The following is a 14,235-nucleotide window of genomic DNA, read 5'->3' on the forward strand; positions in this document are numbered from 1 at the left end:
CACCAGCCGAGAAAATGGCCGCACTGATAAACTCAACCGAAACATAGGAAGTGTTTCCACGACCACTAGAATCTGCCCCGTCGGTGAAGCCACGCAGCCGCGCCTACAAGGAAGATAGTGGCGCACACGATGGCAATGATGGGAGACATACTTTGGCCGAGGGAATTGCCCAACGGCGTGGTTTCGCCCAAGTACCAGGGAAAAAGGAGCGCCAGCAACGACAGGGGGAGCGCAATTCCCGCAGATGCCTTCGAGTCCAGTGCGCTACGCAGCGTTAACGCGACGCCAACCGCAGCGAGACAGAAAAGGATCGTGGATGCTGAATGAATAGGTACTACCCCAATGAATAATCCGAATCCGAACACAGCGGTCCACGCTGCGGTAGCTGCACCCAACAAGGCAGTTTTCTCCTTGCGTAGCGAACGGGCCGTGCTCGTGGCCTCGTATTTCTCATCCCATGAACTATTCAGCAACGCCAGTATGGAGCCTGCGACGAGCAGTGGCAGCAGATTGAAAACGAATACGGGACGGTTCAGTGGCGCTCCGAAGAGCTGTGGAACGGCCAAGTTATCCAGGAACTGCGCTACCACGCCAAGGCTGAGGATTAAAAAGAACTCCGGCCAACGGCGAAGTCTCAGGTAGGGACTCATTGTGCAACCTCCAGCGGTGGTAGCTCGGAGCTGCACGTCTGCATGGTGTGAATAAAGGGAGCCAGAGCCACGGCTTGCTCTGCGGGCGAACGGTGAGAAAGCTCGTTTTCAATCCAGGCGCGCGCAGGAGTAGTTGAACTTTGTGCGCTGAGGGTAGTAAACCTGTCGTCCTCCGCTCTGAACGCATACGTGGCCCAGTCCGAAAGTACCTGGTGTGCGTTGCGAGAGGCAGAAGTTTCTTCGCAGGGGGCGCTGAGCGCGCAGCGCCGCAGCTTGAGCCTCATAAACCCGCGTGTACAGGGCCGCTGGGCTGGCCACTGTGTGGGACAACTCCGTGGCGTGATCGGAGCCGGGTTGACCGTATGTGCCGGTGAGGGGAGGAAGGCCGGCGTCGACAAGCATCTGCGTGAATTCCTGCCAGTGCGCGTCTGCGGCTACGACGAGTTCGTGATCTTCTGGCCAACTGCAGTATCGCTGTTTGTTCGCATCCCGGGTGCAGCTTGCCGACGCCTCCGTGGTGTCCCGTGCCCGCGTACCTTGGGGCCCCACTGCGGCGGAGCCAACAGCGGCGATGGTGATGATGGCGAGGAGAGTCAGCGCGGTGTAACGCGGGGCAGGGTGGTGGCGTGTCAGTGCGGCAAGGACACAGGCGCTTAAGGCCGCTACCATGACGGCAGAAATTGCGACCGAAGCCACCCGTCGCTGCCGTGCTATCAGCTCGTACCCATTGCCGGGGAAGAAAAGAAAGCGTAGGGAAGCCGGCGTGGAATCCGCACACGCCGATACCACGCACAAAGCTAGCGTGAGCAGTGCTGCGAGTAACGCGGCGAGAAGCCGGCGCCGGACAAAGACACCCAAACCCGCACCGAGAACCGCACACAACACAACCCACACAAGGCTGCTAATGATGACGAGGAACCATGGCGAGCTGCCCACGGGTGCGGTATAGACAAACCCTGCCAGGATCATGAAGTCGATAAGAATGCTGGCCAGTCCCCATGCCAGCGCCAGGCCGACGAGAAGTACTGTTGTGCGGGCGCGCGAGGTGGATGTGGAGCGTAGAAACGTGGCGTCCTGGCTTCCTGCGTCCCATGCAGCAATACTTTCGAGAAGTACGCCCGTAGCCGCGGCGACAACCGCGCAGATTGCGGTGGCCTCTGGCCAGGAACCGGCGACGTTACTGCCCCGCGCAGAGGCAAAACTCAGCAGTGCGGTGAAGAGTACAACAGGAATGAAGCGAACGTGTCTCACAAAGCAGCCCCTCCCCGTGCCCCGTCGGTAGCTTGTTCGGTGACGGCGCAGAATCCTTGTTCTACGGAGCCGTACCTTTCGATGAAATCTGCAACAGAAGAATCGACTGCGATGCACCTACGATGAAGAATGAGCGTGCGATCGGCGGAGTCCATATCAGCCGCGACGTGCGTAGACATGAGGACAGTGGTGCCGTTCGAGGCCATGTCACGCAGTGCGCGGATGAGTGAGGATCGTTGGTGTGGGTCGAGACCTGCGGTGGGTTCGTCGAGAAGCAGTAAATCTGGCTCGTGGACAATGGCCCGCCGCGACCATGGCGCGGCGCTGCATTCCACCGGACATCGCGCGCAGGCGGGTAGTGCTGTGGTCCTCCAAGCCAATTATCCGCAAGGCATTTACCGCGTGCTGGCGTGCTGTCGCGCGGTCTAGTCCGCGCAGCCAGCCAACGTCTGCTACGAAATCCACTGCGCGTTGCGCCGGATCAAACACACTGCGTTGCGGAACCCAGCCGACACGTTGCCGCCACGAGTCGGAACGGCGGACGTCTTCACCGCCCACGAAGATGGTTCCTGTTGGCGGGCGTAGCTCACCGGCGATGAGCTGCATGAGCGTGTTTTTCCCCGCGCCATTTGCGCCGAGAAGGACGGTGAGCCCTGGGGCGAGGTCGAAGGATATATCGCGAACAACCTTAGTGCGGGCGGAGTAGCCGTAGCTGAGGTGCTGGACAGACAGGAAGGGTGTCATTCCCGCCAGTTTTTCTTAAGTGAAAAGTGATTGCAATTGGTTGCTGAAGATCAGGGATTCACCTGCGGTGCGTGCGGCGGAGTACGATACAAAGGTCTCTGAAATCTGAACCGTACGAGGTACTTGATGTCCTTGAATGATGCTGCCGCAGCAGCCGTGACGAAGAAGGTCACGCTCCTAGAGCAATCTTTCTCCCGCTTTGCTGTCCGTTCTACTTTGGCCGGCGTGTACCTGGCGATCGGTACGGCATTTGCTGCGGTGATGGGTATGGGCGTCGAGAAGCATGTGGAAGGCCTCGGTTCTCTGGTCTTTGCCTGCCTGTTCGGTTTGGGCCTTTTTGCCATCGTCATTCTGGGCGCGGACCTAGCCACCGGCAACATGATGTACATGGTCTACGGCGCCGTGAAGAAGCAGGTGGGCTGGGGAAAGGCGCTGTGGCTCCTCGCAGTCACCACGCTATTCAACCTAGTTGGCGCCGTGCTTTTCGCCGCAGCCATGGGTATGTCCGCCAAGCTCGGCGGCATCGACCCAAATCACCTTATCGTCGACCTCGCGATGGGCAAGCTCCTCAAAGGACCAGGCGGCATGTTCGTGGAGGCCATACTGGCCAACTTCGTGGTCAACATGGCGATTATCGGCGCTATCTTTGCCAAAGACATTGCCTCCAAGTTCTTCGTCATCGTGCCGATCATCGCCTGCTTCGTGGGCTTGGGCCTCGAGCACGTCATCGCCAATTTCTGCCTGATGACCCTGACCTTCTTCTGCGCCAGCCCGCTACCGGAAGGTTTTACCCTTTGGGTGGTGTTGGCCAATTGGTCCATCGTGTGGGTAGGAAACCTCATCGGTGGTGGCTTCCTAATTGGTGGCGTGTACGCCTGGCTTAACTCTGGCCCGGAAGCGTATCGCGACTAAGCTGCGGCGTAGTACGCGAGAAGGCCAACCCCGCACGAGCGGGGTTGGCCTTTACTTATCGCGCCGTCGATTCTGGAGAATGCAACGGGTTGTCCATGTCCCCGGCGTAGATGAGCGAGGACTCCTGGTCGCCCAAGTTCACCATCGATAACGGGTTGCGTAACTGCAAGCGGTTGAGGCACGAGTGCTTGAACTGCGGCGCGAGCACCGGAAGTTTCTCCAGCGTGCCGGGGAAGCGGCGTTCGTAATCCAGTACGACTTCACGGCAGGTGAGCCAAAATTCGGTCTCAGTGAGCAATCCCTCCCGGTCGAAGAGCGCGGCGAGGTGGCGCAGCACGCCGTCGAGGACGTCGGTGTGGATAGATAGCGCGCGCTGGGCACCGGTGAAGTCGCCGTGATCGACCTGCAGGCGCTCTAGTCCCGCAGGCATGTCCACGCGGGCGTCAACGACCGCGGCCTCTTCCCCCAGGTCCTTGAAAAACGCGCCGACGGGCGCGCCGTTGTCGAGCTCGAGGATGACATTCTCGCTGTGCGGCATGAACACGATTCCGTACTGGGCGAGCGCGTGGAGGACTGGGACAAGGTACACGTCGAGCAGCTGACGCAGCCATTCTTGCGGCGGTAGACTCGATTGCGCGATCCACTCGGCGGCGAGTGACTCTCCTGCCGGGTCGACGTAGAGGCAGCCCGCCAGGGTCACGGCCACGCTCGTGGCGGATAGCTGCGGCACGGGCGAGTCGCGCCACAGCGCGGAGAGCATTTTCTCTCGCCCGCTTGTTGAGTCCGCGGGCAGCGGGTGGCGGTGGTAGGTGTCGCCGCGGTAGCCTACGGCGACGATTTCTTTGAGCAGACGCACGTTGCAGGCCCGGAATTCCGGATCGACATTGAGCTGTTGGGCTAACCAATCGTTGATGGCGGGCGTGGTTTCCATGTACGCCGGCGAGAGCCCGCGGACGAACCCCATGTTGCGAATGCCCACGGCAGTCTTGACATAGGGCAGCGCCGGGCGCGAGTGGTTGAAGAACGTCCGCAGCGACTGCTGGGGGCGAAATAGGTCGCTGCTGGTGCCGATGTACACCAGATCCCGGGAAATGAGCTGGGCGAAAAAGATCGTGGAGATGCAGTTGTCCCACTGCCACGGGTGCAGCGGCAGCGGCACATAGTCATCCGGGTCGCAGCCCAATTCTGCGAGCGCCTGCTCATAGCGCGGCTCGAGGTCTCCGAGCTGTTCGGCGAAGAACCCGGCTAGGTCCGCGACGTCTTCTGATGCCGCCACCACGCAGTGCTCCCGCTTGGCGGCGAGCCACACGATGTGTACGTCGGCTCCCGCCTCCGGCGCGTAGGCGCGTAGCTCGGTAAGGCTCATCCCGCCGCGCCCCGAATTCGCGAGGAACCCGGGGTGCCCCTCATACATTGCTGACTCAGCGGAGACGAGATAGTCCGCCTGGGCATTCGCGCGCTCCTGGGCGCTGGCGGCGAGCTGCGGTGCGCGCAAGCTTTGCGCGGCGGGGCGAGTCGCGAGGGCGCGGGCACGGCCGGCGAGGGTCGCCTGAATTTCTTCGATGTAGGTGTGCAGGAACCCCGTTTCTATGCCCAGCTGTTCTGCGGCCCCGGCGATGAGCTCGGCCAGGTGCAGCGGGGCGGCATCGGCAGCTTCGATGCTTTCGGGGACGACTTCGAGATGCTCCAGCCCGTACTGGTGGGCCGAAAAGCTCAGCTCCCGCGGCCCCAAGTGGACCGACCATCGTTCTGAGTCCGGGTGAAAGCTCGGCGTCAGCAGTCTTTCATGGCTAAATTCGCGGATGGCCTTGGCGATGAGCTGGCGCTCAGCGGTCTCGGCCGCGCACAGCGCATTCGCCACCGGCGACAGCGAGGCGCGCGCGGCAGCCGCTGAGGAATAGAAGTCTGAGGCAGTACAACGCTGCACCCGTGCCGTCTTCGTGTGCCCGCCTTGAAGCAGGCGGACCTCGTTAAGTCCCGGCACATCAAGGAAGCCGGCCTCGGCGTTCTTGCGGTGAATTGCGCCATTGGCTACGTCGGGCTCCACGAGGAGTTCGCGGAAACCCCGGCAGTCGATGAGCCAGCGGATGACCGCGGCGAAAAGGCTGCTGGTTAGCCCAGAAACGTGGGCACCGGCCGGCGGGGCGACGAGGAAGTGCAGTCCGCGTATTGGCTCTTCCAGCGTCAACTCCCTGACACCAGCAGCCTCCGAGCTAGCAGCCCCGGCCAACACCGAGTCCAGAACCACGCGGCGCGGGTCGTAGTCCTCGACGATGCCCATCGGTCTGCGCGGGGCGGCAGGGTACGGGCGCAGCTCGAGGATCCAGGCTTCTTCGTGCGGGGAGGCGCGGAGCCGGTCGTATTCGACGGCGACGTCGTTGACGCTGGCCTGTTGCATGCCCCAGAACGCGCAGTGAGGATCGGTGAGCCACCCGTGAACGAGCTCGGTGTCGCCGGGGGTGAGCGGGCGAAGGCGCACCGTGCCGTGGGGAGTGAAGATTTCGTCACGTTCGGTATTGAGCATTACTGACCCCCGAAGGTCTGGAAGGCGACGGAACGCTCGATGGGATAGTACTCGCGGCCGGTGATGGCCTTGAGAATAATGGAGTTCCTCCACGGTCCCATCCCGAGATCCGGCGCGATGAGCGAATGAAGGTGTTCCTCGGCGTTTTGGACGAAGAGCGACTGGGCGGCGTCGATGGCGAACTCGGGATCGATGGCCAGGCGCCCGGCCGTGTCGAACTGGACTTCTTCGCGTGCGGTCTCCAGGAAGCTGGGGAAGAGCGGGGCCTTGTAGCCGGTGGCGAGCACCAGCGCGTTTGTCGCGTGCGTGCGGGTTTCGCCGGTCTCGCCGTGGGTCAACGTCAGCTGGAACGGGGCGGACGCGTCTGCGTCGCATAGCGCCGCGCTCCAGCCGGCTAGGAGCGTCGAGGCGAATGGGCGCGGCAGGCCCTTCGTGATGGACAACCGGTAGTAGGTGTCGTAGATGTGATTGACGAGCTGGCCGGAGATTCCCTTGTAAAGATTGCGCTGCTCGCGGTTGAGCCGGTCGCGCGTCGCGGCGTCCAGGCCGCGGAAGAACTGCGCGTACTCGGGGCTAGTCATCTCGAGGGTGAGCTTGGTGTATTCCATGGGGAAGAAGCGCCCCGAGCGGGTGACCCAGTCCAGCCGCGTGCCTTGGTACGCGGCAGGTTCCATGAGATTGGCGTAAATCTCGGCCGCGGACTGCCCCGACCCGATGATGGTGACGGACTCCTGGGCGAGCAACTCCTCCTTGTGCTCAAGATAGTCCGCCGAGTGTACGGCGAGCCCGGCTTCCGGCGCAGCCCGCAGCTCGGCGGGAATAAACGGTATGGTGCCCACTCCGACCACGACGTTGCGGCTGAGCACCGTGCAGGTGTCCCGTGGCCCGTTGACGGTGACCTCCCACAGATCGTCGACGCGGCGCACCGACGTCACCGTGGAGTTCCACTCGAGCGTGCTCAGCTGCTGGGAGACCCAGGTGCAGTAATCGGAGTATTCCTCGCGCAGCGGGTTGAAATCCTCCTTGATGTAGAACTGGTGGATGCGCCCTTGCTGCTTGCAGTAGTTGAGGAAACTGTACGGGCTCGTGGGGTCGGCGAGGGTGACCAGATCGGCCATGAACGGAACCTGGATCGTCGTCCCAGGAATCATCATCCCGGGGTGCCAGCAAAATTCCGCGCGCGAATCGAAGAACGCCGCGCGCAGCGCGCCGCCGTCAACCAGCGGCTGGCTCAGCGCCGCCAGGCCCAGGTTGAACGGCCCGATCCCGATGCCCACCAGGTCATAGGGCTTAATGCTAGATTCGGCATCAGCGGCGGCGGTAGTGCGGGCGGTGGTGGAAGAAGACATTACAAACTCCTGTTTTAAGTTTCTGTGGGTCGTGGTCTAGCGCGCGGGTTGTACCGCGAGAGCGCTGGGGCTCGGTTGAGCGTTGGCTTGGTCGACGGCGTCCATCTCGCGCTCGATGAGCCCGAGGATCGCGTCGATATCTGTGCCACGCAGCTGCGGATCGAGAATGGTGAACTTCCAGCACGGCGCGCCCTCGAAGGTGGTGGTCGCGACAATCACGTCGCCCCGCTCGAGCAAGCGCTGGCGGACGATGTGGACGAGGCTGGCGGGGGCATCGGCAGGCGTAAACAGCACTGTGGAAAGCTCCGGTGTGGCGCGCAGTGCAAAGCGTGGATGGGCGTCGACGCGCCGGGCGGCATCGCGGGCCGCGGCGCAGCAGGCGTCGAAGGCCTCCCCGAGGGCGTCGGCGCCGTGGGTGCGCAGCGTCATCCAGAGCTTGAGCGCGTCGAAGCGACGCGTGGTTTGGAGCGAGAAGTCTGCGAGATTGTGGTCGGTGGCGTCTTCGGGGTTGAGGTAGTCCGCGTGCCACGACACGAGGGCGCAGTCGGCGGGATCGCGCAAAAGAATCGCGCTGCAGGCCACCGGCTGGAAGTAGCCCTTGTGGAAGTCGACGGTGACGCTATCGGCCGCATCCATGCCGCGCAAACGGTGCCGTTGCGTGGGTGAGAGCAGCAGGATGCCTCCGTACGCGGCGTCGACATGCAAGTGCACCCCTGCGTGGCGGCAGACCTTGGCGATGCTCTCTAGCGGATCGATGGTGCCGCGGTCGGTTGCCCCAGCGGTGGCCACGACGGCCATCGGCGTGTAGCCGTCCGCCACGTCGGCCGCGATGCGCCGGGCGAGATCAGCCGCGTCGAGTCGGTGTTCGGCATCCGATTCGATAGTGATGACGGCGGTGTCCGCGAGCCCAAGGAGGTGGGCGGCGCGCAACACGGAGTAGTGGGCGTGGCTGCTGGTGTAGAGGCGCAACTGGGAAAGTCCCTGCACGCCTTGGGCGCCCAGCGCCTTTTCGCGCGCAATGTAGAGCGCCTGCAGATTGGATTGCGTACCACCGGACGTAAAGACCCCGCGGGTGCGGGAATGCGGGTCTTCCGGCCAGCGCAGCTTGCGCGCGAAGAACTCGAGGAGGTGGCCTTCGATTGCGGCGGCGCTCGAGGCCTGATCCCAGCTTTCGACCGCGGTGTTAACTGTGGTGGCGAGCAGATCCGCGCCCACGGCGGTGGCGGTGATCGGACAGTTGAGGTGGGCGATGTAGCGCGGGTGGTGGTACCACACGGCGTGGTCGAGCCAGAGTTCGCAAAGCTCAGCCAACGCGGCGTCGAATGTACCAATTGGGTACTCGAGGTCAACGCGTGTGACGGCCGCTGCTGTCTCATGGGCGTTGCGACCGGAGCGTGGCGCGTCGTCCTCGGCGAGATACTGCGTGAGGGTGTGCTGGCTGTGGTGGATGATTGTGTTTAATGCAGTCGGATCGGCTCTTACGTAGGAATCGACGAAAGGGGCCGGTCTCTCGTGACGAATTTTGTGCATGTTAGGATACCCTAACATGGAGTAGGCTACGGTAAAAGTATTTAATGGAAAGTGGTGCCGCGCGCGGGCACGCTGCGGTGATCCGTGGTCACGGCGGGATGTATTTGCTGTACCGGCTCGGGGAAGGGTGCGAAAGCACTGGTCTGATGCGCAGTGCGCGGGGTCGACGGCTGAGGTCTCGGGCATAGCAGGAGCGGCACAGGGGCGAGTAGAAGGAATGGGCGTGCGGTGCATTTCTACGGGTTGGTTGCGGGCGCAGGACGTGGCGAGGGTGGGATGTGGAAAAGCGTCTTTCACTTCGGACAAGGCCGAGGCGGGATAAATCAATTCTTGTAGACCTTTTGTGTGGCGGTGGCCATACAACAAACCGTGTGGCCGCGAGCCAGAAGGCCCAGGCTAAAAAACATGAAGACAGCATTGCTTGTAGGTGGCGGCCTGATCGGTTTCTCGTTTGCCCAGCGCTTCGTCGACGCGGGGTGGCAGGTGCGCATGACAGACGTGCGCGCAGAACTCGCGGACGCGGTGGCGCAGGAGTTCGGGGACAAGGTTCGGTTCTCGACAAACCTGGAGGATCTCACGGACAGCGTCGATTTCGTCCAGGAAGCAGGGCTGGAGTCGCTGGAGTTCAAGCACAAGATCTTCGCACGGCTGGCGGGACTTACCGATGCCGCCATCCTCGCCAGCTCGACCTCAGCCATCCTTCCTTCCAAGAGCGCGGCAGACAATCCCGCAGCCGAGCGGATCGTCATCGGTCACCCGTTCACCCGCCGGCACTCATGCCGGTTCTCGAAGTCGTGCCGGGACCGGAGACCGCGCCGGAGACGGTCGAACGCGCGCTGGAGGTCTACCGAGAGCTCGGCTTCGAGCCCAGCGCGATGAAGAAGGAAATCCCCGGATTCGTGGGCAACCGCATTCAAAAGGTCGACATGTGGGAGGCGATTTCACTCGTGCAACAGGGGGTCATTGACGCGAAGGACCTCGACACGATTTTGCGCAACTCGCTGGGGCTGCGCTACGCGGCCACAGGCCCGTTCGAGTCCAACCGTTTGGGCGGCGGCCCCGAGGGCATCAAGTCGACTATCGAACATATCGCGGGAGCCTGGGAGACCGAGCCTGTCGCCGGAGTGCCCGACATGTCGCATCTCGACGAGGTGTACGCGCAAGTCGATGTCCCTACGACAACTACGCCGAGACCTTCGAGTCCGGCACCCGCCGCCGCAATGCGCTGCTGCGCGGCTTCCTCGACGTGCGCGCTGCACACTAGCGCTTACTCGGCGCGCGGAGTTATTCGGGGCGCAGGATGCGCTGGGCGACCTCGACATCAGGGTTCGCCGCGCGCAGGGCGTCGAGGATGTCATCTGCCGCCAGGCGCAGATCGTCGTCCGTGAGCGGATCCAAGGCCTCGAGGATATAGAGCACGCTGGTGGTCTCCGGCGTGGGCTGGACTCGGTGCTCGGGCCGGAAGCGCCGCGCGGCACTACCCGCGGCATCGCGCACCGTAGCGGTGCCTACCTCGATGCGCACTAGGCCCGCGAAGCCATCGAGGGCGAACGCCGTGACAGGCAGCTCGAAACGGCGGGCGACGGCGTTGCCGAGGGCAACTATGGGGGCATCGGAAGGCTGGGCGCCCAGATCAAAAAGCGCGGGATCGAGCCCGGCGTTCTGCCACGCCGTGCGCCACGCGGCGACATGGGGCTGGAATGCTGACGGGGCGGCGGGGGTTTCGGCAACCGGGGAAGTGACGTTGCGTGCGGCGATGAGCAGCGCGCGGTAGTCGGGGCGCGGGGTGTCCAGCTCGACGTTGACAAGGAAATCGATAAGGCTCATTTCAGGTCTCCCGAGTAAAGGTTGAAGCGGTCGCCGCGTGCGAAACCGACGAGTGCCATGCCGGTTTTGCGGGCAGTGTCGACGGCGAGCGAGGAGGCTGCCGATACTGCCACGAGCTGGCAGAAGCCCGCCATCGCAGCCTTCTGCACGAGCTCGAAGCTGGCGCGCGAGCTCATCACGAGGATGAGATCGCTGGCCGGAAGCAAGCCCTCCATGAGCAGGTGGCCGATGACCTTGTCCGCGGCGTTGTGGCGGCCGACGTCTTCTCGGATGACGATGGGCTCGCCACCCAGCGTGAAGGCGCCAGCGGCGTGGATGCCGCCGGTCTTGCGGAACTGCTTCTGGCCCTCGCGCAGCCTATCCGGCAGCTGGGCGATAACGAGCGGGTCGACCGGCACGTGGGGGATGGGGTAACGGGTCTTCTTGGCTAGCTCCTCGATGGACGAGGTACCGCACACGCCGCACGCGGAGTTGGTGAGTGTTAGGCGCAGCTCTTTGAGCGAGATGACGTTGTCGTCGCGCATCTCAATGTCGAGGAGGTTGTAGGTGTTGACACCGTCGCGGGTGGTGCCCTCGCAGTACTTGGCGGACTCGATGTCGCGGGCGGCCTGGATGTGGCCCTCGGAATGGAGGAATCCATGGGCGAGCTCAACGTCGTGGCCCGGGGTGCGCATGGTCGTGGTGAGAGTCTGGCCATCGACGCGGATTTCGAGCGGCTCCTCGCCAGCGACGGTATCGGCGCGGGTATCGACCTGGGTGACCTGCGTGCGCTCCTCGTTGAGGCGGACCTTGGTGACCGCGAACTTGGAGGTGGTGCGGCCCGCCACTACTGCACGGCTTCCTTGAGCTTGGCGATGTTGGCGCGGGCTTCCTCGACGTCTTTGCTGGCCAGACCGACCACGAAGGCGGTGAGCGGGGCGGCCGGGCGGGAGCGATTGTGCGCGACGTCCTTGGTGAGATCGAGCAGCTCGCGCACCAGCGCCGTGGCGTCGTGCGGATCGAGATCCAGCGTCGTTGCGACCTCTTCAAGCCACTCGTGCGCGGTCTGGATGGGGTCTTTGTCTTCAGTCATGAACTCAACTGTAGTCGCGGCCCTGCCTACAACCGCGAAAGTCCCGCTCGCGACGGGACTAACGGGGGTGCGGCGACTTAGAAGTCGTTCGCGTTCTTGCCGGTCGGTTCCAGACGGACAATGAGGGACTTGGAAACGGGAGTCTCGGAGTCCTTAGTCATCTCTTCCACAGGCACGAGGATGTTGAGCTCAGGGAAGTAGCCGCACACGTAATCCTTGGCGATGTCGTACTCGACCAGGCGGAAGTTCGGCGCGACGCGGCGGCCCGAGGCGTACTCGGAGACAACGTCGACGATGTCGCCGTCCTTGAGCCCGCGTTCGGCCAGGTCCTTCTTGCGGATGAAGATGACACGGCGTCCACCGCGCACACCGCGGTAGCGGTCAACCAGGCCATAGGAGATGGTGTTGTACTGGTCGTGGCTGCGCACCGTGGTCAGCAGCAGCTGGTCGCCCTCAAGCTCGATGGTGTCGGTGGCATTGATGGTCAGCTGGGCCTTGCCGTCCGAGGTGTTGAAGATGCGTTCGCGGGCCGCGTGCGGGAGCATGAAGCCGCTGGGGCGTTTGAGGTGCTCGTTGTAGTTCTCAAAACCAGGGATGACGTTCGCGATGTGATCACGGATGACATCGTAGTTGTCCATCATCGGGCGCTAGAAGGCGTCGCCGAATGCACGCTCGCCGATGCCGCAGATGATCTGCATTTGGGAGTGGAGATTCAGGTCGCGGTTTCCGCGGCGCTTCGGGAAGGACGCGGAAACCTTGGAGTCCGATGCCTCGACAGAGACCTTCTGCGGGCCCGAGGCCTGAATGTCGACATCGGTGCGGGAGCGCACCGGCAGGATAAGCGACTTCTCACCCAGCCACGCACACGTGCGGTTGAGCTTGGTGAGCATGTGGGCCGACTGCTAGGTGGCAGAAATGCCGTCTTCAAGCGCCGTCGTGTCCGACATCGCGCGGATGTAGTTTCCGCCCAGTGACAGGAAGAAATCGACGTTCTTTTCGCGCAGCTGGATACCCGCGCCAGTGGAAGAAACGCCGTGCTCGCGCGGAACGTCGAAGCCAAATTTTTCTTCCATGTTGGCCAGGAACCACTCCGGCATCTTCTACGAGATGCCCATCGTGCGGTCACCCTGGACATTGGAGTGGCCACTGAACGGGCCGGAGCCCGCGCCGGGCTTGCCGTAGTTGCCGGTGAGCAGTAGGAAGTTCATCATTTCCTGGATGGTGGCCACCGCGTTGCGGTGCTGGGACACGCCCAGCGTCCACGCGAGAACAACCGTCTCGGACTTCTCCACGTAGTCGACGATGTTCCTGACCTCGGCCTGGGAGACTCCGGATCCGCGGGAAAGGGCGGCATCGTCAAGCGAATTAAGGTGCGCGATGGTCTCGTCGACGTTGGAACAGAACTCCTCCAAGAACTTGCGGTCGAGCAAGTCGCGGCGAATGACCTCGCGGTTGATCTGCTGGAACAGCGCGCGGTCGTCGTCGAGGCGAACCTGGACGTACTCGTCGCTAATCTTGTCGGCCACGCCGAGGGCGCCCTTGACGGACTGCGGCTCCTTGAACTTCATTAAACCAGTCTCCGGCATGGGATTGATAATGATGAACCTGCCGCCGTTTTCCTTCTGCTTCTTAAAGGCGGTCAGCGAGCGCGGGTGGTTGATACCCGGGTTCTGGCCCACGGAGATGATGTGTTCCGTGTTGTATATGTCTTGCATGACGATGGAGCCCTTGCCCACGCCCACGGTCTTGGCGAGCGCGACACCCGTGGAGTCGTGACAGAGGTTCGCGCAGTCCGGCAGGTTATTGGAGCCGTGGCGGCGGCCCAGCACACCGAAGATGAAGGCGGACTCGTTGACGGCCGTGCCGGAGGTATAGAAGATGGCGCGGTTCGGGTCCGTGGCCTTGAGCTGCTCCGCGATGAGGTCGTAGGCCTCGTCCCAGGAGACGGGGTGGTACTTCTCGTCGCCGAGCGAGCGGTCGCAGAGCATGGGCTCGATGAGACGGCCGAGCTGGTTGAGCTCCTAGTCCGGCATCTCGCGCACCTGCCGGACGGTGGTGTTGGCGAAGAACTCGCGGGACACGCGCTTGGACGTGGTCTCCTGGGCGATGGCCTTGGCGCCGTTCTCACAGAACTCGACGAAGTTGATGTCGCCCTGCCCCGGCTCCGGCCAGGCGCAGCCGGGGCAGTCAACGCCTCCATGCTGGTTCATTTTCAGCAGCGGCACGAGGCCGTGGTTCGGGATTGCCTTCTCCATCGCGTGGTATACGCCGCCCACGCCTGCAGGCGCGGTGACGCGGTGGCCGATGCGTGGGTTGTCGAAGCGGTTAGCGACGGGATTGGCACGAGAAACTGTAACGTTTGGGGTCATGCCGGCA

Annotated in this window: 12 protein-coding genes and 2 pseudogenes; 3 read left to right on the forward strand and 11 right to left on the reverse strand. The window is 63.1% G+C overall.

Annotated features, from left to right (window positions below; genetic code table 11):
* Positions 1-65 precede the first annotated feature (65 nt).
* The 4 genes from WMP96_RS03550 to WMP96_RS03565 all read right to left on the reverse strand — a co-directional run bounded on the left by WMP96_RS03550 (position 66) and on the right by WMP96_RS03565 (position 2,645).
* Positions 66-650, reverse strand: coding sequence for a hypothetical protein (locus tag WMP96_RS03550; RefSeq protein ID WP_340432175.1), 585 nt, complete (start codon positions 648-650; stop codon positions 66-68).
* Positions 651-758: 108 nt separating this feature from the next.
* Entirely contained in the window at positions 759-1,901 is a 1,143-nt protein-coding gene (locus WMP96_RS03555; RefSeq protein ID WP_340432176.1) for a hypothetical protein, read from the reverse strand.
* Positions 1,898-2,200 (reverse strand): AAA family ATPase, encoded by a 303-nt coding sequence (locus WMP96_RS03560; protein ID WP_396335181.1) that lies wholly within the window; start codon positions 2,198-2,200, stop codon positions 1,898-1,900. Before WMP96_RS03560 ends, WMP96_RS03555 begins: the two co-directional genes overlap by 4 nt.
* The gene (locus tag WMP96_RS03565; protein WP_340432177.1) at positions 2,109-2,645 is read right to left on the reverse strand and encodes an ATP-binding cassette domain-containing protein; all 537 of its coding nucleotides are present in this window, start codon (positions 2,643-2,645) and stop codon (positions 2,109-2,111) included. Before WMP96_RS03565 ends, WMP96_RS03560 begins: the two co-directional genes overlap by 92 nt.
* Before the next feature lie 126 nt (positions 2,646-2,771).
* Here WMP96_RS03565 and WMP96_RS03570 point away from each other — a divergent pair, with 126 nt between their 5' ends.
* Positions 2,772-3,557, forward strand: coding sequence for a formate/nitrite transporter family protein (locus WMP96_RS03570; RefSeq protein WP_023020572.1), 786 nt, complete (start codon positions 2,772-2,774; stop codon positions 3,555-3,557).
* Between the two features lie 55 nt (positions 3,558-3,612).
* Here the strand turns inward: WMP96_RS03570 and WMP96_RS03575 are convergent, their stop codons facing one another.
* The 3 genes from WMP96_RS03575 to WMP96_RS03585 are packed head-to-tail and all read right to left on the reverse strand — an operon-like array spanning position 3,613 to position 8,960.
* The gene (locus tag WMP96_RS03575) at positions 3,613-6,081 is read right to left on the reverse strand and encodes a GNAT family N-acetyltransferase (RefSeq protein WP_301716787.1); all 2,469 of its coding nucleotides are present in this window, start codon (positions 6,079-6,081) and stop codon (positions 3,613-3,615) included.
* Positions 6,081-7,430, reverse strand: coding sequence for a lysine N(6)-hydroxylase/L-ornithine N(5)-oxygenase family protein (locus tag WMP96_RS03580; protein WP_301716786.1), 1,350 nt, complete (start codon positions 7,428-7,430; stop codon positions 6,081-6,083). The genes WMP96_RS03575 and WMP96_RS03580 overlap by 1 nt, the downstream gene beginning before the upstream one ends.
* 36 nt (positions 7,431-7,466) lie before the next feature.
* Entirely contained in the window at positions 7,467-8,960 is a 1,494-nt protein-coding gene (locus WMP96_RS03585; RefSeq protein WP_340432178.1) for a pyridoxal phosphate-dependent decarboxylase family protein, read from the reverse strand.
* Positions 8,961-9,449: 489 nt separating this feature from the next.
* Between WMP96_RS03585 and WMP96_RS03590 the strand changes: the two are divergent.
* Positions 9,450-9,778 (forward strand): annotated as a pseudogene (locus tag WMP96_RS03590) (3-hydroxyacyl-CoA dehydrogenase NAD-binding domain-containing protein); the annotation flags it as partial.
* 108 nt (positions 9,779-9,886) lie between these two features.
* Positions 9,887-10,348 carry a 3-hydroxyacyl-CoA dehydrogenase family protein gene (locus WMP96_RS03595; RefSeq protein WP_316349567.1) on the forward strand — a complete coding sequence of 154 codons (462 nt, stop codon included), beginning with the start codon at positions 9,887-9,889 and terminating at the stop codon, positions 10,346-10,348.
* On the opposite strand, the gene WMP96_RS03600 is transcribed toward WMP96_RS03595, so the two are convergent.
* The 4 genes and pseudogenes from WMP96_RS03600 to WMP96_RS03615 all read right to left on the reverse strand — a co-directional run bounded on the left by WMP96_RS03600 (position 10,245) and on the right by WMP96_RS03615 (position 14,228).
* Positions 10,245-10,787 carry a hypothetical protein gene (locus WMP96_RS03600; RefSeq protein ID WP_301716784.1) on the reverse strand — a complete coding sequence of 181 codons (543 nt, stop codon included), beginning with the start codon at positions 10,785-10,787 and terminating at the stop codon, positions 10,245-10,247. The two genes, WMP96_RS03595 and WMP96_RS03600, sit on opposite strands and share 104 nt — an antisense overlap.
* Complete coding sequence (fdhD, locus tag WMP96_RS03605; protein ID WP_023020578.1) at positions 10,784-11,614, reverse strand: formate dehydrogenase accessory sulfurtransferase FdhD; 831 nt, start codon at positions 11,612-11,614, stop codon at positions 10,784-10,786. The genes WMP96_RS03600 and fdhD overlap by 4 nt, the downstream gene beginning before the upstream one ends.
* A complete protein-coding gene (locus WMP96_RS03610; RefSeq protein WP_023020579.1) occupies positions 11,614-11,859 on the reverse strand; it encodes a DUF6457 domain-containing protein in 246 nt (81 codons plus the stop codon). The genes fdhD and WMP96_RS03610 overlap by 1 nt, the downstream gene beginning before the upstream one ends.
* Positions 11,860-11,936: 77 nt before the next feature.
* Positions 11,937-14,228: pseudogene (locus tag WMP96_RS03615) on the reverse strand (FdhF/YdeP family oxidoreductase).
* Between the last annotated feature and the right edge of the window lie 7 nt (positions 14,229-14,235).

The sequence above is a fragment of the Corynebacterium sp. KPL4035 genome (genome assembly GCF_037908325.1).
GTDB classification, from domain to species: Bacteria; Actinomycetota; Actinomycetes; order Mycobacteriales; family Mycobacteriaceae; genus Corynebacterium; species Corynebacterium kefirresidentii.

Bases quoted from the DNA above. Each gene is read 5' to 3' on its own strand.
- WMP96_RS03550 (WP_340432175.1), bottom strand. From the start codon at position 650: ATGAGTCCCTACCTGAGACTTCGCCGTTGGCCGGAGTTCTTTTTAATC.
- WMP96_RS03595 (WP_316349567.1), top strand. From the start codon at position 9,887: ATGTGGGAGGCGATTTCACTCGTGCAACAGGGGGTCATTGACGCGAAG.
- WMP96_RS03565 (WP_340432177.1), bottom strand. From the start codon at position 2,645: ATGACACCCTTCCTGTCTGTCCAGCACCTCAGCTACGGCTACTCCGCC.
- WMP96_RS03570 (WP_023020572.1), top strand. From the start codon at position 2,772: ATGTCCTTGAATGATGCTGCCGCAGCAGCCGTGACGAAGAAGGTCACG.
- WMP96_RS03580 (WP_301716786.1), bottom strand. From the start codon at position 7,430: ATGTCTTCTTCCACCACCGCCCGCACTACCGCCGCCGCTGATGCCGAA.
- WMP96_RS03585 (WP_340432178.1), bottom strand. From the start codon at position 8,960: ATGCACAAAATTCGTCACGAGAGACCGGCCCCTTTCGTCGATTCCTAC.
- WMP96_RS03575 (WP_301716787.1), bottom strand. From the start codon at position 6,081: ATGCTCAATACCGAACGTGACGAAATCTTCACTCCCCACGGCACGGTG.
- WMP96_RS03610 (WP_023020579.1), bottom strand. From the start codon at position 11,859: ATGACTGAAGACAAAGACCCCATCCAGACCGCGCACGAGTGGCTTGAA.
- WMP96_RS03600 (WP_301716784.1), bottom strand. From the start codon at position 10,787: ATGAGCCTTATCGATTTCCTTGTCAACGTCGAGCTGGACACCCCGCGC.